We start from the raw sequence: 22,653 nt of genomic DNA, 5'->3' as shown, positions 1-22,653 counted from the left end.
GGTTGATAAAGATTCACACCTTTATCAAACCCGGTAATCCCACCCTTTGGCAAGATTTTATTGTCAGATCAAGTCTGAATTCCTACAGCCAAATACCTTCAAGCTAATGTGTATACCGATAATACGATTACATTTCTGCCGCAACAATTTGGTTCTTACCATTGCTCTTTGCGCGATACAAAGCTTCGTCGGCACGTTTAAATAAATTTTCCTGCAATTCACCGGATTGATATTGAGCTACACCGGCACTAAATGTAATCAGCAATCGATTGTTCCCGTGCAGAAAAAATTTCTTGGTTAAATAACGTTTAATCCTCGCAATTGTTGATATCGCTTCTTTAAGCGCGGTATTCGGAAGCAAAATTGCAAACTCCTCGCCACCATATCGTGATATCACATCTTCTCGCCGCAATGTTTCTTTGACTGCTTCTACCAGATATATCAGCGCATCATCCCCAACTTGATGCCCGTGAGTATCGTTCAACTGCTTGAAATTATCGATATCAAGCAGAGCAAAACAAAGAAGCCCTTGAGTGTGACTCAAATAAGTCACTTCACGCCGAAAGGCATTATCGAATCCGCGCCGGTTCAACGCACCTGTGAGATGATCCTCCTGCACCTGGTCACTCATTTCTTGCAACTGCGCTTCAAGCTGAGTGATCTGACTCTGTGCCGCATTTACTTCAGTTTGTACAACTAATAAATCATTACGATGACTCAGTACACTCTTTTGTACTTTCTGAGTTTCCTGCACAATCTCCGCAAGTAACTTATTGAGCCCCTTAATATCGTTAGTTTGCTTGATCTTCTCTGAATAATACCCCAACTTATCGTGATAACCACCTGTTGCATCAGACAATTCTTCAAGATTGGAAATCAAAGAAGTAACCATTTTTCGCATAGTTTCCCTGGTTTCACCCAGGTTTTGCTTGATATAAAGCTGTCTCTCAATAATCTTTTCCAGCAAAGATTCTACTTGTGATATCACCTGTATATCCAGCGATTTGGACATCACTTTCTTAAACTTAGCCAGTTGTGATTTAATCCACCGGTCTTCGGAAAGCAGATCTCCTGTACTATCCATCAGCAGATTCAATAACTTGAGCAATCCTTGCTGTATCTCACCATTCTTGTTTTCACAAGCTTCGCACTTGCCACAAAATTTCTGGAAGATCTCGATAAATTGCTCCATCCCCAGTTTACTCTGTATCCCTTTAACCTGACGAGCCAATAACCTCGCTTCATCAGCTAAATCTTTGTCACTGATTTGACTGGCAATAATGCGCTCAAGTACTTGTGCCATTAATTCGAGAAGCTGATCGACATAGCCGCTGATATCATATTCCTTAGCTAAAATATCCTTCTCAGAACTAGTTTCCAGTGATACTGTGTCAACAACTTTTCCAGATAACGGAACTTCTTCAATCCCCCTCTCTTGTTCATTCGAATTTGCTGGCATCTTCCATGACTGGACTAACGCGACTAAATTGCCATGTAAAAGCTCCTGATTATTTGAAAATTCGTTAAGTACTTTCTCTATAGATTCTCTCTTCTCAGCAGTATGGGAAACATCTTTCGAATTGTTGATCTCTTTAACAAGTTGCCCAATAATTTCTGCCCAGCCTACAGTAGCTTTATTTTTTGTCCCAGCCGATGGCATCGTGTTATCCGTATGCAAATCATCAGTCGATAAAAATTTCAGTAATGCAGCTTTAAATTTCAACCAACTTTTCTCGGTGATAGCTTGTTCCAGATTATTTGCACAATTCAATAGTGAGGTTGTATGACGCGGAAATTCTTTGGTTAACTCGGCTAACATTTTTGCTGTTGATACCGAAATTTGATGATCTGGATTTCCCGCAATCTGCTCGTATAATTTGTGATAACTATCCGGTGTCGGCGGAATTTTAAGTATGGCCAACTGCTTCAATGTCTCGCGAGCGATGACTGAGGGATTTGCATTCATGTTTTGACTCATACAACTCTCATAGAAGCTAAACATTTAATTGCCAGATGATAGAACATAACGGCGCAAATCAATTGAACGAATATCAGTTAATAACGCCGTTATTTTTCGGAAAGAATTCTTCTAGAGAAGAAAATAACAGTAAGGTTTATACCTGTTACCAAGAACCATCTCTTCATTAAGTACAAGTAATTTATCTACTTGAGCCCGAATCAGACCCTAACTGCTACGAAGATTCTTCTCTAGGAATTATGGACGTGTTATACGGAACAATGCGAAACTCTCTTAATACTTGAGGGCCACTAAGGATCAAAAATTCAAGAGTTAATTACTGAGTAAATAGAAGGTATTATCAGAGATTACAGAAGGTAAGCTCAAATGTAACATCACCTTCATAAACTCTGCTTTTTTGTCCGGACTGAGTTGGAATGAAACGAATATTTAAGGCATATTTATTTGCACTGATTTCCGGCACGCACTGTAACTGATCGCTCAGGTTAATTCTCAACATATGCGCAGAATATTCCGATCCAGTTTGCTGAAAAACTCCTTGGTTCGCAATAACTTTCAGAGTTCTGCCACTCTTCCTCAGAAGGTGTAACACAATTCCAAATGCATTCCGAATGGGTTGGAATGGCGTCAACCATTCGCTAAAATCTTGATGTCGTAGCGAAGGATCCAAGTTGAGCCAATAATGATACGATGGCAAGTCAAAAACGCAGCAGCCACCGGGTATTCCTATTCGCTGTTTGATTGCCATTAGCCATTCATTCTCACGCAGATGTTCACCGACCTTACCCGGAAAAACCAACATTTCACGGAACGTTGTCTTTATATCAGCAAGTACGCTATCCAGCACTTCCTCTGAAACCTCCGGACTTTTTCTCAGCATTTCCAGGATCTGCTTTTGCCGTTCTAATTCTTGCAATAGATCCGATTTGATATCAGCACGACTTGTAATATCAAGTACTTCGAATAAAGCAACCAGTGAAGCATGATGCTCCGTAGCAGTATTCTTGCTAGAAAAGAAATCTATTTTATTAAATAGATCCTCAAGCTTAAGCAGAGTACGGATACGCTCGTTAAGCGGGTGTTCGTAACAAATCACAATAACAATACATCCACAGAAAAAAATTTTTAGATCCTACTTGAACTTCGGATACGATTATTTCATATAAAAAATTATTTTCCCAAATAATTTCTCAGCAAGTAGCACCAAAAATTAATTAATTATTATTTTCAGTCATATACTTATTGTGCATACGAGTAATCTGCATTTTTAAGTAAGCAATATCCTGATTGTTGAAAATGATATCATCCGCCCTCTGTAAACGATCCTCCCTTGTGATCTGAGTGGCCATAACCGCCCTGACAAATTGTTCAGAAAGCTGACTTCGCATCATAGTGCGTAAAATCTGTTGTTGTTCCTCACAATCGATGACTAGAACACGATCTATCAGATCATCATAATCCTTTAATTCTAATAGCAATGGAACAACAACGACGACGTAAGGAGATCGAGCTTTTTTCACGAGCCGTACTACTTCGTTTAGAATAAGAGGATGAAGAATTTTTTCAAGCTCTTCCTTTGAATCAGAATTTGAGAAAACCAAGTTACGCATTTTTTCTCTATCCAGCGAACCATTGCCAGCAAGAAAAGTATCCCCAAATGTTTTTCTTATTTGATCGATAGCCTGACCACCAGGCTGAGTTAACTGTCTGGCTATTACATCTGTATCAATGACATTAATACCTAAATCAGAGAAAAATTGACTCGCACTTGACTTCCCGCAACCAATGCCTCCAGTTAAACCGACAACAAAAGTCATAGGTTAAAACAAACCAAGATAGCTATCGGTTAGCTCTTCACCCCAGAACAAGGCTATCAAAGCACCACCAACCAGATAGGGGCCAAAAGGTATGGGAATATTCTTGTTTTGCTTAGCCGCAATAATCAACCCAATACCAACAAACGCCCCTACAAGGGAAGAAAAAACGATCACCAATGGGAGCATACCCCATCCTAGCCATGCACCAATCGCGGACAATAATTTAAAATCACCATACCCCATCCCTTCCTTACCCGTTAATAGCTTAAAACACCAATAGACTAGCCACAGTGACAAATAACCTGCAGCCGCTCCGATAATTGAAGATTGAGTGTCCGTAAAAACATTGTTCAAATTGATCAATAGTCCTAACCATAATAACGGTAAGGTAATATCATCCGGTAGCAATTGTGTGTTCAGATCGATAACAGCAAGCACAATAAGTGCCCAGACAAATATTAATACTCCACCGGTCACTAAAGTGTAACCAAAATGCCAGGCAACGGCCGCACTCAATAAAGCCGTTACAGCTTCCACGATGGGATAGCGCAACGGGATCTGCGCGTGACATTGAGCGCACCGTCCCCGTAACGCTAGATAACTGATAATCGGAATATTTTCCCATACAGATATTTTATGTCCGCATTCGGGACATGTTGATCGCGGGAAAATAAGATTAAACGTTGATTGTTTTTCAAACGCTTCACCTCGCAATTCAGCGCATTGCTCGGACCAGCTCCTGCGCATCATTTCTGGCAAGCGAAATATTACAACATTCAGGAAACTTCCAACCATCAATCCGAGTATTGAAATCATAGCGATAAATAACCCGGGATCCTCCTGCAACATCGATAAGTATGGTATTGTCATAGGAAAATAAATTTAATCAGACTATTATCGATTTGATTTAACTAACAGCCATGCCCATCTTAAAGATGGGTAAATACATGGCAACGACCATACCGCCAATCAATGTTCCCAGCACAACCATAATCATGGGCTCCATCAAACTTGAGAGGGCATCAACCGCATCATCCACCTCCGCTTCGTAAAAGTCGGCGATTTTTCCCAACATCGAATCCAGAGATCCCGCTTCCTCGCCAATAGCAACCATCTGAATCACCATACTTGGAAACACATTAGTACCAGCCATCGAGGCCATTAAGCTATTTCCAGTACTGACTTCTAATTGAATATTCTTCGTTGCTTCATAATAAATAAAATTTCCAGCCGCACCCGCAACTGAATCCAACGAATCAACTAATGGAACACCAGCTGCGGACATTGTTGAAAGTGTACGCGACCAGCGTGCGATGGTCGCTTTACGAATAACTTCTCCAAAAATTGGCAGTTTTAGCATTAGACGATCCATAACACGTTGCATCGGAACCGACCTCTTCCATGCGTACAGGAATCCATAAACCCCGCCACCAACAACACCCAAAATGGCCCACCAATAATCCACAAAGAAATCCGAAATTGTCATGACTAAAAGTGTTGGAGCTGGCAACTCGGCGCCAAAACCTTCAAACAAATCTTTAAATGCCGGAATTACAAAAATCATTATCACTGCAGTAATGACAAAAGCTACCACAATGATAGAAATCGGGTAAAAAAGTGCGGATTTAATTTTTCCCTTGATAGCCTGAATTTTTTCTTTATAGGTCGCTAACCGATCTAAAATACCATCAAGTATACCGGCAGCTTCTCCTGCCCCAACAAGGTTACAATAGAGCGCATCAAAGTAAAGCGGATATTTCCGGAATGCATCCGCTAAGTTACTACCTGTTTCCACATCTGTCTTTATATCGATCAATAATTTACTTACCGCACGATTGGTATGACCTCTAGCAACGATATCAAAAGCTTGTAGTAATGGCACACCGGACTTCATCATGGTCGCTAACTGACGTGTAAAAAGCGTAATATCCTTATCAGTAATAGTACCGCCGGATTGCGTTCTCTTTATTTTTGTAACCTTTATGCCTTGTCGACGTAATGTCGCGGTCACAACAACCGTTCCTGCAGCACGCATCTCGCCTTTTAACAGTTTCCCCGTTTTGTCTTTACCTTCCCAGGAATAATTAATTTCTTTTAATTTCTTTTCTGATCGTGCAATTAGGGTCGCCATAAATATACTCCTTAAAACTCGGGAATCCATAAAATCAACTTAATCAAAAAAACAGGCAAAAACTCAAGTTCCACTTTAGCTCGAAAAAACTGCTAGTGCCTATTCGAAGTTGTCCCGGGTTAACGGCACAGTTTAAAGTCTTACTGAGAAAAAATTTGAAAAGAAAATATCTTGGATTCTCACTCGATCAAATCCGTTAATTTTTTTGCAATACAGCTTTTATGCCATCATTTACGATTGGATATAAAAATTTAACGCGTAATTCTTTTTTGATCCGAAGATTATTAAGAAGTCTTGATTCGTTCATAAAAGATAGCATAGCGGGAGAAATCTGCTGTTGCGCTTGATTACGAGAGATACGGGGAGGGTGGGGCAATCCAAAACGATCAGCAACCAGGTCAAAATATTGACCCATTTTAAGCTGTGAATCATCACTCGCATGATAGATTCTATGGGGTTTCGCATGATGAATAGCAGCACAAATAATCTGAGCAAGGTCATCCGCATGAATATGATTCGTATAACTGTCTTCAGAATCAATAAGTGCCGGATGACCTTCGCGCAAACGATTCAGCGGCAATCTGTTCTCCGCATAAATACCAGGCACACGCAAAATTGATACATGAATATGATTTCGTCGCCCCCAACGGCGTATTTGTTTCTCAGCATCGACTCTGCGGATCGCGCGTTCATTCACAGGACACACTGGGTATGTCTCATCGATTAAGGCTCCTTGACAGTCACCATATACCCCGCTGGTACTGATATAGATAAGCCGTTGTGGTAAAATCCCGCCATGATCATTCATGGGTCTACTAAGAACCGACAGCAAATGCGCCGTTCTCTGGTCATGCAACCCTTTACCAGCCGGTGGAGCCAGATGCAAAATTATTTGTGCTATTCCGGCAAGTTTTTTTAGAGTCTGTATAAAATCGAGATCTCCATATATCGGGATAATGCCATGTGATCGCAAGCGGTCGATACTGTTCGAACTTCGACACAAGCCAAGTACCCGGTATTTATTTTTTAATAGCGGTACTGTCCTAAGCGCAATATCACCGCAACCCACAATTAATAGCATTTTTTTCATATAAACTAATTTTCTTTTTTATAACCAGAATTTATTTAGCACTCAATGTCCCATCAAATCATCATTCAACCAAGCGGACGTATGTTAACTGCAGAGCCTGGTGAAACTATTCTGGAAGCAGCCTTACGTGAGGGGGTAGCATTGCCTTATGGTTGCCGGAATGGATCTTGCGGAGTTTGTAAGGGAAAGATCATTCAAGGCAAAGTCGACTATGGACATCATAGCGATGAAGCTTTGACAATGGATGAAAAGAAATCGGGCAATGCCTTATTTTGCTGCGCAGTTCCATTATCAGACTTAATCATTGAGTGCCATGAAATCGATGCTACTAAAGGCATTCAAATTAAGACACTGCCGTGCCGTGTACAGAAACTCGACCTTGTCGCTCCAGATGTAATGGTTATTTCTCTCAAACTTCCCGCCAATCAACGATTGCAATTTTTAGCGGGACAATACATCGACATCTTGCTCAAAGATGGTAAACGTCGAAGCTTTTCTCTAGCCAATCCACCTCATGACGACGAGTTATTACAATTACACGCGCGCAATTATCCGGGTGGAGTCTTCACCGAATACGTTTTCAATCACATGAAAACAAAGGATATCCTTCGATTCACCGGTCCACTTGGATCATTCTTCCTTCGCGAAGCTCCTGATGATAAAGCAACCTCGATCATCTTCTTAGCCAGCGGTACGGGGTTTGCACCAATCAAAAGCATTCTTGAACATGTTTTTTACCAAGAAAATAAACGAAACCACAAGCGAAAAATGTTCCTTTATTGGGGTGCACGTACCAAAGCCGATTTATATTTAGCTGATCTAGCGGACAGTTGGCAACAACACGAAAACTTTTCGTTTGTTCCGGTATTATCGGAACCGCTGCCTACCGACAACTGGAACGGAAGAACCGGTTTAGTGCACGAAGCGGTTTTACAAGACTTCGAGACTTTGGAAAAACATCAAGTATACGCTTGCGGTGTGCCTGCGATGGTTAAAGCTGCTTATCATGATTTCACTAGCTATCGCAACTTACCCAAAGATGCTTTCTTCTCTGATGTTTTCACACCATCAACCAGCAATCCTTCCGTTATACAGAACGAACCCTCAAAGAATACAACCTAATTCAGATGCTTAAGGGTTAATTCGAGTCCTTCGTTATAATGACTCATAGCCAGCTCATGCTTACCTAATTTTTCATTTAATTGAGCTAATGCAAAATGCGCTTCATACCCCGCTTCAACAGATAAGCTGGCTTCTAAGTAATTCTGTGCTTTCCCCCACAGCTCACAATGCATACATAATTTACCCAACGTCAATAATAGTTGTGCATTGTTTGGTTGAGATCTCAACCAGACCTCGGCGCATTCAATTTGTCTGCTAACGTGATAATCCAGACATTCCGAATAAAGCGCTATCAGTTCGTTATCCCATGTCATGGGAACATTTTGCTCAATAATTTGATGAGCCGTGGTGCAGCTTCCTAATGAAATATAAGCACGAACCGCCGCGGCGGATATCTTGCTATCCATTTTTTCAATAGGAGAAATATTTTGCCAATACTGGTTTAATGACTGTAAATCGGTAACCCTGCTTTTGATATTTTCAATTTGCGCATCATGCTTTATTTTTTTCACCATTACTTTATTGGTTGAAGCACGTTTTGCGAGAATTTCGGCTAATTCAATCACAGCATCCCAATTACCCGCTTGCCTCCGCGCCTCCAGTTCCAATTGCAAAATAGCCGTTGATTGCAATCCTCCTTCAGAATACAAAGAGTGCAAGGCGTTTAAAGCATCCTGAAAACGCCCCTCATCCAACAAAAATTCTGTTTTGGCAGCAAGACATAGTGATTTTTCATCAGGTGCCGCCGCCAGTGCTGCTTGAATATATTGATCACGTTCCGTTGTTGCCCCAAGCACTTGTGCTGACCGGGCAGCGATAACGGCGCTCAGTGCCTTGGCTATCGATGTATCCGCCAACTTCGACGCAACTGCAGCATTCTTTTGCGCTTTAACAAAATCACCCTCGAAATAGGCTTTTAACCCCGAAAGCAACATTTCATCCGTTTTTTTATGCCGATGTCGTTCGCTATATTGAAACACCCCGAGAATTAATCGAACAAGAATGTAAAACACAAAAAAGGCTACGATAGCGCCAACGACGAAGTGATCAAGCGATAATTCAATTTGATAAGGCGGCATTTCCAGCAAAGCCCGCCCTGTCAAATCCTTAGCGGCCAAGGTAACAGCTACAGCGGCAGCAAAAAGCGCCAATAGCCAGAGTATCAGTTTCATATATTCTCCTCATTGCAGTAGAGTCGATCATTGTTAATGTTGAACTGCAGATTGCAAATCATATAAATAATCAGAAACACGTACAAACGATTTATCCCGATATTATGATTCGCATCCCTATTATTTTGAATGTTTCTTTCCATGCCATTTTATGCAGTGCTATTTTCCAGTCGGTTGAAAATATGCTTGGATACTTTCCAGCACCCCCGCATCGCCTGGTGACGGCGCTTTAACAACTTTTTCCAATCCCATTTTTCTTGCTGCCTGCGCAATGCGTTCATGCGTTGTAATTATCGGTGTTACTTTCAGCAATTGTTGGCCAAGCTCCCCTATTATGTCAAATAAATTATGAAGTCCTTCGCTGCTTGTAACAATGACCGCATGAAGCCGGCCTTGCGACCAATCGGATATCAATGATGCAGTATCAATCTCTGGTTTCTTGCGGATATAACATTCGGCATATTCAACAATTGCACCACGTTGTTTGAGTGTATCTCCCAACAACTGCCGGCCGCCAAAGCCCCGAAATATGACGACGCGCTTGCCCGTCATATCATCAAACTCGGCACACTCAAGCAATGCTTCGCTATCAAACTTATCTTTCGGAATCAATACTTCACTAACACCGTATTGTATTAAAGTATCTGCAGTACCTTTACCGACAGCTGCTATTTTCATATGGGCAGGTAATGCACATCGACCGGTTATGACGGGCATCGCTTTATTAACCGCATTGGGACTCACGAATATGGCCCAATCAAATTCGCTCAACCGATCGATTACTCCAAATAATAGAGACAAATCAGCAAGATCCACTATTTCCAATGTTGGAAACACTATCGGATTGCCGCCTAAAGAACGAATGCTTGCCGCGAGAACGGTTGATTGATGTATTGGACGAGTCACCAATATATTCAGACCGGCAAGTTGTTTATTTGCTGAAAATGTCATTACCAGCCATTCGCAGGTACTAGGGTCGCCAAAATTTCACCGGCACCGTCTGCAATCAATTTCTGAGCCAACTGCTGTCCCATCGCAACGCCAGTTTCCGGTTTGCCCGTCAACGCGCTAGCAACCATACGTTTACCATCCGGTTGCGCAACAAAACCGCGCAATTGAAGTGAATCCCCGATAATTTCGGCAAAAGCACCCAAAGGCACCTGACAACTGCCTCCCAGTACGCGGCTCATGGAACGCTCAGCCTCGACACAATAAGCAGTTTCCTGATGATGGAGCGGTTGCAGTAACTCAACTAGGTCGGTGCGATCCGCTCGGCACTCGATTCCCAGCGCACCTTGCCCAACCGCCGGCAAGCTTTGTTCAGGATGCAGCAATGCCGTAATACGATCGGAAAGTTCAAGACGTTTCAAACCAGCTGCTGCTAATATAATTGCCGCATATTGTTCTTCATCCAGTTTGCGTAACCTGGTCTGCACGTTACCGCGTAATGGTTGCACCTGAAGATGTGGAAAACGAGCTCGCAATTGGCTTTCACGCCGCAAACTCGAAGTTCCAACCACGCTGCCCTGCGGCAATACATCTAAAGAAGCGTAGCGATTTGAAACGAATGCATCGCGCGGGTCTTCCCGTTTGGTAATAGCAGCCAGCTGAAACCCCTCAGGCACATTCATGGGCATGTCTTTCATGGAATGAACCGCAATATCCGCACGACCGTCTTCCAAAGCCTGCTCAAGTTCCTTGATAAATAAACCTTTCCCACCGATTTTTGACAGCGATTGATCCAAAATCTGATCGCCGCGCGTTGTCATACCAAGTATGCTGATTTCAGTTTGCGGGTATAATTCGTTTAAACGTCTCTGGATATATTTGGCTTGCCACATTGCAAGCAAACTTTCTCGGGAAGCAATAACGATTTTCTGAGATATTAATAGTGAATTGGGCATTACGATATAAGATGAAAAAAATTCAAGAAATTCCTAATGTAAGTAATTTTAGCATGGCTGGCGCTTACTTGGTTTGTCGCAAGTGTACGCCGGGGTCATTTTTAATCGTGGATGTGCGGTGAAATGAAAGCCGCTGATCCAGAAAAAAATAGTATTAGTGATGATGCTGTAGACGACAAAGATCTGCCGTTGCGCGAAGATATTCGTTTTCTTGGTCGCATGCTGGGCGATACACTGCGCGAACAAGAAGGCGATGATGCGTTTGAATTAGTCGAGAATATTCGTCAAACCGCGATTCGTTTTCACCGCGATGAGGATCCTACTGCACGTCAACAATTGGAAGTGCTGCTACGGCGCTTGAGCGATGATGATTCGTTACCCGTTGTTCGCGCATTCAGTTATTTCTCATTGCTTTCCAATATCGCTGAGGATGTTCATCATAATCGGCGTCGCCGCGCGCATTTGCGTGCAGGATCACCGCTGCAGGAAGGCAGCTTGACACTGGCGCTTGAACGTGTGCTGACCAGCAACAACAATGACCCCGCTATCCTTTTCGATTTTTTTAAGAAAGCGGTTGTTTCGCCAGTTTTAACAGCACATCCGACGGAAGTGCAGCGACGAAGTATATTGGATTGCCAGCTCACCATTGAGCGATTGTTAAGGGAGCGGACACAAACGGAGCTGACGCCCAACGAAGTGCGGCATAATGAAGAAAATTTACGAGCAACCATTGAAATTCTGTGGCAGACGCGCATGCTGCGGCCAAGTCGACTATCGGTTAACGACGAGATCGAAAATGGCTTGGCTTTTTACAGTTATACATTCTTGACCGAAATCCCCTATATTTACGCAAAAATTGAGGATTTTCTCGAACACCGCCTGAATCAAAGTGATATTCCTGCGGTTAGCTCGTTCTTACGCATCGGCAGTTGGATTGGCGGCGATCGCGACGGCAACCCTTTTGTTACACATGATGTCATGTTGCGAGCCGTTGAGCGCCAGTCATCGGTCGCATTGGATTATTACATTGATGCGGCACAAAAAATTGGCCGTTCGATGAGTTTGACCGAACGACTGGTCAAAGTCAGCGATGGTGTTAAGAAATTAGTAGCCACCGCACCTGATATTCCCAATCGATCCGATGAGCCCTATCGTCGGATTTTTCTCAGTATCGGCGCACGGCTGGTTGCAACCGCTCAACAATTCGGGCATCAAATATTGCAATCCAACTCGGCAAAAAAGAGGGAGCCTTATTCCGACTGCGCGGAATTTCTGCAAGATCTCGATACCATCATTGCTTCATTGAAACAGCACAAATCCGCCTGGATTGCTCGCGGAGCATTACGCAATTTGCGACGTGCCGCCGATGTGTTCGGATTTCATTTAACGCCGCTGGACATGCGGCAACACAGCAAAATTCACGAGCAAGTAGTCAGCGAATTATTCGAACATCACACAGGCAACAGCGGCTATGCGCAGCTTGATGAAAAACAACGCATCGAATGGTTGCTGAACGAGATCAGCCAACCACGGCCGATACTATCATCATATGGCGGCTTTTCCGAACTGGCGCAATCGGAATTGCACATTTTGCATTGTGCAACCGACATTCATCGCCGATTCGGTCGTGCTGCCCTGCCAAATTACATTATTTCCATGACAACCAGCATCATCAATGTTTTGGAAGTCGCTTATCTGCTACAGCAAGTCGGTCTATTACAAAGCGGTGAAACCCCGCAATTGCACCTAAACATCATCCCATTGTTCGAAACGATCTCAGATTTACGAATCTGCGGCGAAATTATGGATCGATTATTCTCAATACCATGCTATCGCAAGCTGCTGGTTTCGCGTGGCAATGTTCAAGAAGTCATGCTGGGTTACTCGGATAGCAACAAAGACGGAGGTTTTATCACCTCGAATTGGGAAATCTATAAAGCGGAAATCGAACTTACAAAAATCTTTGCCAAGCACCAGGTTAAATTGCGGCTATTCCACGGGCGAGGCGGCACTGTGGGCCGCGGCGGCGGACCGAGTTACCAAAGCATCTTGGCGCAACCGCCCGGTAGTGTAAACGGCCAAATACGGGTAACCGAACAAGGTGAGGTTATCAGTAGCAAATATGCGGAACCAGAAATCGGACGGCGCAATCTGGAAACTTTGGTTGCAGCAACGATGGAAGCAACTTTACTCAGTCATGATTCGCTCGGCGCAAATTCGGATCGCTATTATCCTGTCATGGAAAAATTAGCGTCTGCATCCTTTGCGGCTTATCGGAATCTTGTCTATGAAACACCGGGATTTAAACAATTCTTTCTGGAATCGACGCCAATCCGGGAAATGGCGGGATTGCATATCGGCAGCAGACCGCCTTCCCGAAAAAATTCCGATGCGATCGAGGATCTGCGCGCGATTCCTTGGGTATTCAGTTGGAGCTTAAGCCGAATGATGTTGCCAGGTTGGTATGGCTTTGGTCATGCCGTTGAGGATTTTGTAACGCAATCCAGCGAAACCGATCATAGCGGGCTGGCGCTTTTACAGGAAATGTACCGACAGTGGCCATTCATGCGATCCCTATTGTCGAATATGGATATGGTGCTTGCAAAAACCGACATGGGCATTGCTTCACGCTATGCCGAATTAGTCGAAGATGTTACAGTGCGGCAACAGATTTTTAAACGGATCCAAGAAGAGCGCGGCAGAAGTCAAAAATGGCTGTTCGCGATAACCGGTCATATAGAATTACTGCAAGACAATCCGACACTGTCGCGCAGTATCCGCAATAGGACGCCTTATATCGACCCGCTCAATCATTTACAAGTGGAATTACTGCGCCGTTTCCGGTCCGGAGAGGATAGCGAAGAAGTCAAACGCTCCATTCATCTCACGATCAATGGCGTTACAGCCGGCCTTCGCAATAGTGGTTAAAATATGTCATCAAGGTATTAAAAATACTAGCGCTTATTGAACGCGCCTTAGGAGATATTAGTGCAAATCAAGCAATTCCTCTTAGCCGTATTGATTAGTTTCTTCTCGTCATGGGTATTGGCTTCGCTACCGATCCAATACTGGGAAACATCAAATGGCGCACGGGTATATTTCGTAGAGAATCATGATCTGCCGATTCTGGATATCAGTATCGAATTCGCTGCGGGTAGTAGCTTGGATACACCCGATAAATCAGGACGCGCCGGTCTCGTACAACATTTACTAAGCCTGGGAGCCGATGGATTGTCGGAAGATCAGATCGCCACTGCGCTTGCAGATGTCGGCGCTCAGTTAAAAAGCCAATTTGATCGAGATCGCGCAGGTGTTTCTTTACGGACACTGAGCAGCGATAAAGAGCGGAAACAAGCGTTGGATATATTTGCGCGCATTGTCCAATATCCTGCATTTCCTAAAGATATCATCTCTCGCGAAAAAACGAGAATCATTGCCGGAATCAAAGAATCGAGCACCAAGCCGGACTATATCGGTGATCGCGAATTGATGAAAATGCTTTATGGAAAGCATCCGTACGGATTGAATGAAATGGGCGAGATCGAAACGCTCAGTCGCTTGCAACGTGAAGATTTGGTCGCATTTTATCGTTCCTACTATGTCTCAAAAAATGCGGCGATCGCGATGATCGGAGATATAACACGACAAGAAGCGGCTGCAATCGCGGAGCGGTTAACCGAAAACTTGTCCTCTCAAGAAGCGGAAACGACGATTCCCGCAGTGGCAATACCGCCATCCGGCGTTAAGAGAATCCCGCATCCAGCGGCTCAGAGCCATATTCAACTGGCTTATCCGGGGTTGCGCCGGAACGATCCCGATTATTTCCCGCTCTTGGTTGGAAATCATATTTTGGGTGGCGGAGGGTTTGTTTCCCGTCTGATGGAGGAAGTTCGGCAGCAACGCGGACTGGCCTATAGCGTTTACAGTTTCTTTTCTCCCTACAAAGAACAGGGACCTTTTTTAGTGGGCTTGCAAACCAAGAAAGAACAATCGGAAGATGCATTCGCATTAACGAAGCAAGTATTAAAGGATTTTATCGTCAATGGTCCGACGGAAGAGGAATTAGTCGCTGCAAAACAAAATATCATCGGCGGCTTTCCGCTACGCATCGACAGTAATAGCAAAATTTTAGGATTTCTGTCGGTAATCGGCTTTTATCAATTGCCGCTTACGTTCTTAAACGATTATCTCGTAGCGGTTGAAGCGGTAACTGTCGAACAAATCCGGCAAGCCTTTCAACGCAGGATTCAACCCGATGGCATGGTCGCTGTTATCGTCGGTGCGATGGAATAAATAATAAGGACATGGTGCAAATCCGGGGGAAAATCCGCATCATCGGCGGTCAGTGGCGCAGCCGGTTGCTGACTTTCCCGGAACACCCCGACCTGAGACCCACTGCCAATCGGATTCGTGAAACCGTATTTAATTGGCTTGGACAAGACTTAAGCGGCCTGACTTGTCTGGATCTGTTTGCCGGCAGCGGTGCATTGGGTTTTGAAGCCGCATCCCGAGGCGCCGCATCGGTTGTCATGGTCGATGTAGATGCCAGAAACATTCATGCGTTGCGTGAAAATAAAGAAAAATTGCAAGCCGACCCTGTTGAACTGGTGATGATGGATGCGTTTAAGTTTTTAAATTCGGATAACCGAACATTTGATGTTATTTTTCTCGACCCACCTTATCGCTCTGAATTATTCAATCAAATAATGCCTTTACTGCCGCAGCATCTCAAGCACAATGGGTTTGTCTATGCCGAAACCAACCGCGATTGGATGACGGATCAACAATGGCGTACTTATCGCAGCGCAAAGGCGGGCACGGTCCGATATCAACTGATGGAGTATATGAATCATGGATAAAGCCATTTACCCCGGAACATTTGATCCGATAACACGCGGTCATGAAGATCTCGTCCGCCGGGCGGCACGGTTGTTTGACCAAGTCGTGGTAGCGGTAGCGGTTAGCAGCAGCAAAAAACCCTTCTTTACGCTTGAAGAACGAGTGGCGATGGCGCAACAAGTGCTATCAGACTGTGCTAATGTTAAAATCATGGCTTTTTCCGGTTTGTTGATGAATTTTCTGCGACAACAAGATGCACGGATTATTCTGCGCGGCTTGCGCGCCGCTTCAGACTTTGAATACGAATTTCAAATGGCGGGCATGAACCGCAGCATGTATCCGGATGTTGAAACGTTATTTATGACACCGTCCGAGCAATACATGTTTATTTCCGCAACGATTGTTCGTGAAATCGCCTCTCTTGGCGGCAATGCCGATGCATTTGTACATCCACTGGTTGCGCAAAAACTCCGTGAAAAAATAATTCCATCTTTTTAAGAACAATCATGGCATTAATCATTACTGACGAATGCATCAACTGCGATGTCTGCGAGCCTGAATGCCCGAATGGAGCTATCTCGCAAGGTGAAGAAATTTACCAAATCAACCCGAACCTATGCACCGAATGCGTCGGACACTATGACGTGCCGCAATGCGTGGAAGTATGTCCGGTGGATTGTATCGTGACGAATCCTGAGAAAATTGAAAGCAAAGAACAACTTCACGCAAAATACCTCGGACTGGTTTCCGGCAAATCCTCAGAAAATAAAGCGGATTAGCATCACCTTCCTCCTCACTTTTTGAAATCCGATGATTTTCACCGTTTAATCCTCGGCTGCATTCCGCATCACTTGAAGTAACCTAATGCAGGCAAATAATCCTGCCTCACGGGTTAATTGCCCCTTATACATACGCCGGATCAAACTATGTTTATTGCGTCGGCACAACTTCTGTCGAGCTCACTGAAGCGTTGATTAAAATGCATTTAGCCTAACTCAAATGGACCCACAAACAATCGCTGCAAACGTTCGTTCAATTTTTTCTTTACCCGATGCGGTTATGCGCATCAATGAGTTAATTGACTCGGGCGATGCAACCAATTCCGAACTGGAGCGCGTAATTTCCAGTGACCCCGCATTGACGGCAAAATTACTCAAGTTTGCCAACAGCTCTTATTTTGGATTTTCCGGAAAAATAGAAACCGTTATAAAAGCCATTTCCATCATCGGCCATAAAGAATTGCATAACCTGGTCATCGCCACCTCCGTGACTTCCACCTTCAAAGGCATTTCTTCCGATTTGGTAGACATGGATACCTTCTGGAATCATAGTATTACCTGTGGTGTAACAGCACGACTACTATCTTCCAGCGTCGCTGGCCGGGAACGATTCTTTATTGCCGGTTTATTGCATGCCGTTGGACGATTGGTTCTTTTTAATCAATATCCGAAAGAATCCGCTGCCGTGCTGAATTACATGAGTCAGGGTGAAGATGCGGTCGCTGCGGCTGAACGTAAGATTTTCGGCTTTACTCAGGCGCAATTGGGTGCGGAGCTTCTGAAACAATGGAAGCTACCATCTAATATCTGGAAAATAGTCGAATGCCAATGCAATTCCACGAAAGACAAAGAATTTCAATACGATGCAAAAACACTGTGCGCCGCAATCTATGTCGCGATGTCGATCAACCCTTGCACCAATCAACCCGTCAATCTTGACAAAGCGATATCCGATCGGGTTTTCGCATTATGGAATGATCTGGGACTAACAGCCGAAATTGTTGAATCGCTCATAACTGTCGCCAAATTGCAGGTCACCGAAATACTGAATGTCATACGGTAGATACAACATTCAGAAAAGATAGGAAACACTGGAGAGTTTATGAAGGAAGTTTATCTTGGCAGATTACCAATCCTTGACTGTAAGCAAAAATTGGTTGCTTATGAACTTTTATTTCGCTCCAATCAAGACAATACCGTCACCGTATCCGATAACTCCGCCGCTTCCGCCAATGTCATCATTGATACCTACGGTCAGTTAGGCATCGAAAACGTCATTGGAAAGCGGCGCGGCTTTATCAAAGTCGATACAGAGATGCTCATGCATGACGCCATTTGCATGCTCCCAAAGAAACATGTCGTCTTCGAAATCTTAAGAAACATAGAAATCACCGACGAGCTGATCGATCGCTGTACCTTCCTGAAACAAAAAGGATATCAACTGGCGCTTTCGAATATCGTCGAAATCGACAACCGGCTGGATCGGCTCATGCCGTTGATCAATGTTGTGAAGATCAACGTTGCCGCGTTGAGTCACGAAAAACTGATCGGACTGATAAAAACATTGAGACGTTGGCCGGTACTATTATTAGCGGAAAAAGTAGAAAACCAGGAAATCGCCAAACAGTGTGTCGCTTTAAATTTTCAGATGCTGCAAGGTTTTTATTTTGCACAACCGGAAATCATTTCAGGAAAGCGCGTCGACCCCTCCAAGCTATCGCTGTTAAAACTGCTGCTGCTGGTTGTCAGAGATAGCGAAGTCAGCGACATTGAAAATGAACTCAAGTACCAACCCGGCCTAAGTTACAACTTATTGCGCATGGTTAATTCCGCTGCGAGCGGTTTGCCCAGCACAATCAATTCGATCAAGCGCGCGATCATGATCATCGGCCGGAAACAATTACAGCGTTGGGTGCAAATATTGCTCTACGCCGCTAAACAACGGGATGGCAGCACATCGGATGCGCTCATGCAAGTAGCCGCGGTCAGGGGCAAATTGCTTGAATCCATCGCCAAGGTTGATCGTCCCCACGATAAGAATCACCAAGACCGGGCTTTCATGGTCGGCATTTTGTCGCTGCTCGACACCTTACTCGGAATGGAAATGTCCGAGCTGGTCGGAACGCTCAGCATCCAGAAAGACATGAGCGAAGCGTTGATTTCCCGGCGCGGGTACTTAGGCCGCCAGTTAGCGTTGATCGAAGCCTACGAGAAAGGGGAAATTGAAATTGTTACCACGATGTTGGCAGATTTCGGTTTTCTCAGCCTGAGCGAATTCACCGCCATGGAACTGGAAGCCGCGGCTTGGGCAAACCGAATCAGCGACACGCTCAATCAATCCGCTAAAAATTAAACCTCGTTCATTCAAAGCTGCTCAATTTTTTATAGATTCGTTCCGTTGACGGCTGAATCATTCAGTCTCAATCGTTTAATCAGAATTCACAAACTTCCAAACATGTCATTTGACAATGACCAGCCATAAGAGGTATCGCGATGAATATTGTAGAGTTGCTTGCATTCGTAGTTAAAAACAACGCCTCGGATCTGCATTTATCCGCCGGTATGCCACCGATGATCCGGGTGCATGGCGATATCCGGCGCATCAACTTACCGGAAATGGATCACAAGGAAGTTCATGCAATGGTGTATGACATTATGAATGACGGTCAGCGCAAATTTTACGAAGAAAATCTTGAGTGCGACTTTTCTTTTGCCATCCCGAATCTGGCACGCTTCCGGGTCAATGCTTTCAATACGCAACGTGGCGCCGCAGCCGTCATGCGGACCATTCCTTCTAAAGTTTTAAGTCTGGAAGATTTAAAAGCACCGAAAATATTCGCTGAAATTGCCAAGCAACCACGCGGCGTGGTATTGGTCACCGGCCCAACCGGTTCGGGTAAGTCAACCACCTTGGCGGCCATGATCAATGACATCAACGAAAATGAATACGGTCACATCTTGACGTTGGAAGACCCGATTGAATTTGTGCACGAAGGTAAAAAATGTCTGATTAACCAACGTGAAATTGGCCGGGATACGCACAGTTTCTCCAATGCTTTGCGCTCCGCGCTACGGGAAGACCCGGATATCATCCTGGTCGGTGAAATGCGCGATCTGGAAACCATTCGTCTGGCCATGACTGCCGCCGAAACCGGTCACTTAGTATTCGGCACGCTGCATACCAGCTCCGCCGCAAAAACCATCGATCGTATCATCGACGTATTCCCGGCTGAGGAAAAAGAAATGATCCGGGCGATGCTATCGGAATCGTTGCGCGCGGTAATTTCACAAGCGTTGCTCAAAACCAAGGATGGCAAAGGCCGGATCGCGGCGCATGAAATCATGATCGGCACCCCGGCAATCCGCAACTTGATCCGTGAAGGCAAAGTTCCGCAAATGTATTCAGCGATTCAAACCGGACAGAATGCCGGGATGCAAACGCTGGATCAGAATTTGACTGACCTGGTAAAACGTAATCTTATTTCCGTCGCTGACGCCCGAGCACAAGCCGTTAATAAAGACAACTTCAGAATCTAATATTCAGGCTATCCGCCAAACCAGGAATTAAGGAGCTCACAATGGAGAAAGAACAAGCCGCCAAATTCATGTCGGATTTACTGCGCTTAATGCTCAGCAAAAAAGCTTCCGACTTGTTCATCACCACCGGCTTTCCACCGGCGATGAAAATCGACGGAAAAATGACGCCGGTCTCGCAACAATCGCTATCGCTGCAGCATACCGAAATGCTCGCCAAGTCGATCATGAACGACAAGCAAGCAGCGGAGTTCGACGCCACCAAAGAATGCAACTTTGCGATTAATCCAACCGGCATCGGACGTTTTCGGGTGAATGCGTTTGTACAGCAACAGCGCGTCGGCATGGTATTACGGACCATTACCACCAAGATCCCCGACTTCGACGACTTGGGTTTGCCGCAAGTCCTCAAGGAAGTTGTGATGAGCAAACGCGGCCTGGTGATTTTTGTCGGCGGCACCGGCTCGGGCAAATCGACCTCGATGGCGGCATTGATCGGGCATCGCAATAAAAACAGCTACGGCCATATCATCACCATCGAGGATCCGGTGGAATATGTGCATGAACATATCAACTGCGTCATCACACAGCGCGAAGTCGGCGTCGATACCGAATCATGGGAAGCGGCGCTGAAAAATACCCTGCGGCAAGCGCCGGACGTCATCCTGATCGGCGAGATCCGCGACCGCGAAACCATGGAACATGCGATTGCCTTTGCCGAAACCGGTCACTTGTGCATGGGCACATTGCACGCTAACAGCGCCAATCAAGCGCTCGACCGGATCATCAACTTCTTCCCGGAAGAACGCCGCCCGCAATTGCTGATGGATCTGTCGCTCAATTTACGCGCCATCGTAGCGCAACGTTTAATTCCACTGAAAGACGCCAAAGGACGCGCCGCCGCCATTGAAGTCCTACTCAACTCGCCGCTGATCGCAGACTTGATCTTCAAAGGCCACGTGCACGAAATCAAGGACATCATGCGCAAATCCAAGGAATTGGGCATGCAAACCTTCGACATGGCGTTATTCGAACTGTACGAAGCCGGAAAAATCAGCTATGAAGATGCGCTGCGCAACGCTGATTCGGTAAATGAACTCCGTCTAAAAATCAAATTGGAAGGTAGCGAAGCCCACTCGCAAGATCTCCATTCCAGCATCGCGCATTTGGAAATTACGTAAGCAAAATTTCGTGTGTTGTTGCTTCGCACAGCGCGCTATTGAAAAAATACTAAGGAGATTCAGCTAGTAATTCCCTGCACCAGTCGGGCATGACATCATGCCCGAATACAACCTGCCCATTGCGAATCACAGCCAATTGCTGGAACGGATTATCCGCGCGGGAATTGTCCAAAATATACACTTGATCGCATAGTGAAAATGTTTTTTTGATCAATTTAAGCGTCCTTGGAATTCGGTTGAAGACTTTGTCATACGGAACATTGTGACCGCCTTCGCTCACTCTTTGTACGATACGCGCCTGATTGAGCGCCGGATCACCAAGATGAATGAACACCAGAACAATTTCAAAACCAAGCGATTTGGCCTGTGCAACGAAGTCGATTTTCGACGGATGCGAGAATACCGTTTCAAAGCAAAAACTGCGGCCATGCCGCAGCAGCTGCAAGCGCATTTGTTCCGCTAGTTTGGCAGCTTGATAGCTATGCGCTTCGGGCGCTTGCGGGTAAAGCAGTTTAGCGATGATATCCGCATTCACGAACGACAAACTGCGCGGTGCGAGCCGGGTGCGATAAAAGGTGCTTTTACCCGCACCATTGCCCCCGGCCAACAACCAGAGTTGTTTCTTCCTGCTCAATGTTGTCAATCATCAATTACGATAAACTCGCCACCCTGAAATTTCCCCGTTTGAATCCGGCCATCCGGGTGAATTTTTTCCAGGTAACCGGGGTGCGCTAAGGAAACCTGATACTTGAGCATGCTATTAGTCACTGTTTCCGGCAAAACGCCGCTGGCACGATCATCTTCCAGTGAGTGAAATAATTCTGTTGCTTCAACCGGCTCACTGACAATAGGCTCAACGATAATTTTCGCCAACCCCGCGGAAATTGCCAGAAAATCGTCCGGATTCAGCATATGGTCAACATTACGCCCCATTTCCGCCCAGTATTCGATTTGCTCGGCGGTACTGCGATGAAACCGCCCTGCGGTCAATGCTGCGGCTTGCATTAATTCATCCTGCAAACGTATCGGAGAGGCTGCTTTTGCCATGATTTAATTCCAAAAAAGAACTGGGGTAGAAATTGTAGCATATTGCTACAATTTCTACC

The 22,653-nt window shown here is 45.0% G+C and carries 21 protein-coding genes; 10 read left to right on the top strand and 11 right to left on the bottom strand.

Annotated elements, in window-relative coordinates; translation table 11 throughout:
* Positions 1-127: 127 nt before the first annotated feature.
* From KF839_RS10410 to KF839_RS10385, 6 genes are all read right to left on the bottom strand, one after another.
* The gene (locus KF839_RS10410; protein ID WP_292917782.1) at positions 128-1,978 is read right to left on the bottom strand and encodes a GGDEF domain-containing protein; all 1,851 of its coding nucleotides are present in this window, start codon (positions 1,976-1,978) and stop codon (positions 128-130) included.
* Between the two features lie 340 nt (positions 1,979-2,318).
* The gene (gene zapD, locus KF839_RS10405) at positions 2,319-3,074 is read right to left on the bottom strand and encodes a cell division protein ZapD (protein ID WP_292917781.1); all 756 of its coding nucleotides are present in this window, start codon (positions 3,072-3,074) and stop codon (positions 2,319-2,321) included.
* A gap of 118 nt (positions 3,075-3,192) precedes the next feature.
* A complete protein-coding gene (gene coaE, locus KF839_RS10400; RefSeq protein ID WP_292917780.1) occupies positions 3,193-3,795 on the bottom strand; it encodes a dephospho-CoA kinase in 603 nt (200 codons plus the stop codon).
* Positions 3,796-3,798: 3 nt separating this feature from the next.
* A complete protein-coding gene (locus KF839_RS10395; protein WP_292917779.1) occupies positions 3,799-4,665 on the bottom strand; it encodes a prepilin peptidase in 867 nt (288 codons plus the stop codon).
* A gap of 37 nt (positions 4,666-4,702) precedes the next feature.
* Positions 4,703-5,926 (bottom strand): type II secretion system F family protein, encoded by a 1,224-nt coding sequence (locus KF839_RS10390; RefSeq protein WP_292917778.1) that lies wholly within the window; start codon positions 5,924-5,926, stop codon positions 4,703-4,705.
* Positions 5,927-6,122: 196 nt separating this feature from the next.
* Positions 6,123-7,016 (bottom strand): SDR family oxidoreductase, encoded by an 894-nt coding sequence (locus tag KF839_RS10385; RefSeq protein WP_292917777.1) that lies wholly within the window; start codon positions 7,014-7,016, stop codon positions 6,123-6,125.
* 45 nt (positions 7,017-7,061) lie between these two features.
* Here KF839_RS10385 and KF839_RS10380 point away from each other — a divergent pair, with 45 nt between their 5' ends.
* Positions 7,062-8,138 (top strand): CDP-6-deoxy-delta-3,4-glucoseen reductase, encoded by a 1,077-nt coding sequence (locus KF839_RS10380; protein ID WP_292917776.1) that lies wholly within the window; start codon positions 7,062-7,064, stop codon positions 8,136-8,138.
* Here KF839_RS10380 and KF839_RS10375 read toward each other — a convergent pair.
* The 3 genes from KF839_RS10375 to hemC form a co-directional block, all read right to left on the bottom strand.
* Positions 8,135-9,310: a heme biosynthesis HemY N-terminal domain-containing protein gene (locus tag KF839_RS10375; RefSeq protein ID WP_292917775.1), complete on the bottom strand. Its 1,176-nt coding sequence runs from the start codon at positions 9,308-9,310 to the stop codon at positions 8,135-8,137. The two genes, KF839_RS10380 and KF839_RS10375, sit on opposite strands and share 4 nt — an antisense overlap.
* Before the next feature lie 159 nt (positions 9,311-9,469).
* Complete coding sequence (locus KF839_RS10370; protein ID WP_292917774.1) at positions 9,470-10,261, bottom strand: uroporphyrinogen-III synthase; 792 nt, start codon at positions 10,259-10,261, stop codon at positions 9,470-9,472.
* On the bottom strand, positions 10,261-11,214 hold the full coding sequence (hemC, locus tag KF839_RS10365) for a hydroxymethylbilane synthase (RefSeq protein WP_292917773.1): 954 nt from the start codon (positions 11,212-11,214) through the stop codon (positions 10,261-10,263). The genes KF839_RS10370 and hemC overlap by 1 nt, the downstream gene beginning before the upstream one ends.
* A gap of 123 nt (positions 11,215-11,337) precedes the next feature.
* On the opposite strand from hemC, the gene ppc reads away from it, so the two are divergent.
* From ppc to KF839_RS10320, 9 genes are all read left to right on the top strand, one after another.
* Positions 11,338-14,142 (top strand): phosphoenolpyruvate carboxylase, encoded by a 2,805-nt coding sequence (gene ppc / locus KF839_RS10360; RefSeq protein WP_292917772.1) that lies wholly within the window; start codon positions 11,338-11,340, stop codon positions 14,140-14,142.
* A gap of 60 nt (positions 14,143-14,202) precedes the next feature.
* Positions 14,203-15,507, top strand: coding sequence for a M16 family metallopeptidase (locus tag KF839_RS10355; RefSeq protein WP_292917771.1), 1,305 nt, complete (start codon positions 14,203-14,205; stop codon positions 15,505-15,507).
* 11 nt (positions 15,508-15,518) lie between these two features.
* Positions 15,519-16,073 carry a 16S rRNA (guanine(966)-N(2))-methyltransferase RsmD gene (gene rsmD / locus KF839_RS10350; protein ID WP_292917770.1) on the top strand — a complete coding sequence of 185 codons (555 nt, stop codon included), beginning with the start codon at positions 15,519-15,521 and terminating at the stop codon, positions 16,071-16,073.
* Entirely contained in the window at positions 16,066-16,551 is a 486-nt protein-coding gene (gene coaD / locus KF839_RS10345) for a pantetheine-phosphate adenylyltransferase (protein ID WP_292917769.1), read from the top strand. Before rsmD ends, coaD begins: the two co-directional genes overlap by 8 nt.
* Positions 16,552-16,559: 8 nt before the next feature.
* The gene (locus tag KF839_RS10340) at positions 16,560-16,832 is read left to right on the top strand and encodes a YfhL family 4Fe-4S dicluster ferredoxin (RefSeq protein ID WP_292917768.1); all 273 of its coding nucleotides are present in this window, start codon (positions 16,560-16,562) and stop codon (positions 16,830-16,832) included.
* 220 nt (positions 16,833-17,052) lie between these two features.
* A complete protein-coding gene (locus KF839_RS10335) occupies positions 17,053-17,895 on the top strand; it encodes an HDOD domain-containing protein (protein WP_292917767.1) in 843 nt (280 codons plus the stop codon).
* A gap of 39 nt (positions 17,896-17,934) precedes the next feature.
* Positions 17,935-19,185 carry an EAL and HDOD domain-containing protein gene (locus tag KF839_RS10330; RefSeq protein ID WP_292917766.1) on the top strand — a complete coding sequence of 417 codons (1,251 nt, stop codon included), beginning with the start codon at positions 17,935-17,937 and terminating at the stop codon, positions 19,183-19,185.
* 140 nt (positions 19,186-19,325) lie between these two features.
* On the top strand, positions 19,326-20,369 hold the full coding sequence (locus KF839_RS10325) for a type IV pilus twitching motility protein PilT (RefSeq protein ID WP_292917765.1): 1,044 nt from the start codon (positions 19,326-19,328) through the stop codon (positions 20,367-20,369).
* A 41-nt stretch (positions 20,370-20,410) separates the two neighbouring features.
* Positions 20,411-21,547 carry a PilT/PilU family type 4a pilus ATPase gene (locus KF839_RS10320; RefSeq protein ID WP_292917764.1) on the top strand — a complete coding sequence of 379 codons (1,137 nt, stop codon included), beginning with the start codon at positions 20,411-20,413 and terminating at the stop codon, positions 21,545-21,547.
* 49 nt (positions 21,548-21,596) lie between these two features.
* Here the strand turns inward: KF839_RS10320 and KF839_RS10315 are convergent, their stop codons facing one another.
* Positions 21,597-22,181 (bottom strand): ATPase, encoded by a 585-nt coding sequence (locus tag KF839_RS10315; RefSeq protein ID WP_292917763.1) that lies wholly within the window; start codon positions 22,179-22,181, stop codon positions 21,597-21,599.
* 5 nt (positions 22,182-22,186) lie between these two features.
* On the bottom strand, positions 22,187-22,594 hold the full coding sequence (locus KF839_RS10310) for a TA system antitoxin ParD family protein (protein WP_292917762.1): 408 nt from the start codon (positions 22,592-22,594) through the stop codon (positions 22,187-22,189).
* Between the last annotated feature and the right edge of the window lie 59 nt (positions 22,595-22,653).

The sequence above is a fragment of the Nitrosomonas sp. genome, from assembly GCF_019635155.1.
In the GTDB taxonomy this organism is placed as follows: domain Bacteria; phylum Pseudomonadota; class Gammaproteobacteria; order Burkholderiales; family Nitrosomonadaceae; genus Nitrosomonas.
Note: the sequence above shows the minus strand (reverse complement) of the source record. Positions and strands in the feature narration are given on the sequence as shown.

Excerpts from the sequence above, each read along its gene's own strand:
- KF839_RS10410 (WP_292917782.1), bottom strand. The coding sequence starts at position 1,978 with ATGAGTCAAAACATGAATGCAAATCCCTCAGTCATCGCTCGCGAGACA.
- KF839_RS10335 (WP_292917767.1), top strand. The coding sequence starts at position 17,053 with ATGGACCCACAAACAATCGCTGCAAACGTTCGTTCAATTTTTTCTTTA.
- KF839_RS10325 (WP_292917765.1), top strand. The coding sequence starts at position 19,326 with ATGAATATTGTAGAGTTGCTTGCATTCGTAGTTAAAAACAACGCCTCG.
- KF839_RS10320 (WP_292917764.1), top strand. The coding sequence starts at position 20,411 with ATGGAGAAAGAACAAGCCGCCAAATTCATGTCGGATTTACTGCGCTTA.
- KF839_RS10395 (WP_292917779.1), bottom strand. The coding sequence starts at position 4,665 with ATGACAATACCATACTTATCGATGTTGCAGGAGGATCCCGGGTTATTT.
- KF839_RS10380 (WP_292917776.1), top strand. The coding sequence starts at position 7,062 with ATGTCCCATCAAATCATCATTCAACCAAGCGGACGTATGTTAACTGCA.
- KF839_RS10310 (WP_292917762.1), bottom strand. The coding sequence starts at position 22,594 with ATGGCAAAAGCAGCCTCTCCGATACGTTTGCAGGATGAATTAATGCAA.
- rsmD (WP_292917770.1), top strand. The coding sequence starts at position 15,519 with ATGGTGCAAATCCGGGGGAAAATCCGCATCATCGGCGGTCAGTGGCGC.
- KF839_RS10330 (WP_292917766.1), top strand. The coding sequence starts at position 17,935 with ATGAAGGAAGTTTATCTTGGCAGATTACCAATCCTTGACTGTAAGCAA.
- KF839_RS10375 (WP_292917775.1), bottom strand. The coding sequence starts at position 9,310 with ATGAAACTGATACTCTGGCTATTGGCGCTTTTTGCTGCCGCTGTAGCT.
- ppc (WP_292917772.1), top strand. The coding sequence starts at position 11,338 with ATGAAAGCCGCTGATCCAGAAAAAAATAGTATTAGTGATGATGCTGTA.
- coaE (WP_292917780.1), bottom strand. The coding sequence starts at position 3,795 with ATGACTTTTGTTGTCGGTTTAACTGGAGGCATTGGTTGCGGGAAGTCA.
- coaD (WP_292917769.1), top strand. The coding sequence starts at position 16,066 with ATGGATAAAGCCATTTACCCCGGAACATTTGATCCGATAACACGCGGT.
- KF839_RS10370 (WP_292917774.1), bottom strand. The coding sequence starts at position 10,261 with ATGACATTTTCAGCAAATAAACAACTTGCCGGTCTGAATATATTGGTG.
- KF839_RS10340 (WP_292917768.1), top strand. The coding sequence starts at position 16,560 with ATGGCATTAATCATTACTGACGAATGCATCAACTGCGATGTCTGCGAG.
- KF839_RS10385 (WP_292917777.1), bottom strand. The coding sequence starts at position 7,016 with ATGAAAAAAATGCTATTAATTGTGGGTTGCGGTGATATTGCGCTTAGG.
- KF839_RS10390 (WP_292917778.1), bottom strand. The coding sequence starts at position 5,926 with ATGGCGACCCTAATTGCACGATCAGAAAAGAAATTAAAAGAAATTAAT.
- hemC (WP_292917773.1), bottom strand. The coding sequence starts at position 11,214 with ATGCCCAATTCACTATTAATATCTCAGAAAATCGTTATTGCTTCCCGA.